The organism is Enterobacter sp. 725m/11 (assembly GCF_011683705.1).
Classification (GTDB): domain Bacteria; phylum Pseudomonadota; class Gammaproteobacteria; order Enterobacterales; family Enterobacteriaceae; genus Enterobacter; species Enterobacter bugandensis.
The window spans coordinates 1-276 of sequence record NZ_JAAQOK010000129.1; the positions used below are offsets into that span (position 1 = coordinate 1).

1 pseudogene is annotated in these 276 nt (G+C 58.0%); it reads right to left on the minus strand.

The annotated features are described in order from the left end of the window. A pseudogene (locus tag HBA26_RS22730) lies at positions 1–276 on the minus strand (IS481 family transposase); the annotation flags it as partial.

Genomic DNA, 276 nt, shown 5'->3' on the forward strand with positions numbered 1-276 from the left:
CCTTTACCCATGGTGATCGACTTTTTCTTCAGGTCGATCACCCCCACTTTCGTGCTGTACCACCACACTTCATAGCAGCCGTCATCCTGCGTCTCCCTCAGCCCGACCCGTTCTCCCCTGAACGCCTTGCCTGCGCTCAGACTGACACCCTGTATGCTCAGCTTTCCGCTGACATCCACTTTCCTGACCTTCACCCCTTCATCGTATTCAGGTGGCGTTACGCTGCCGCTGTACTGCCGGGCAGACGGCTGATAACGCGAGGCCGGTACCGCCATA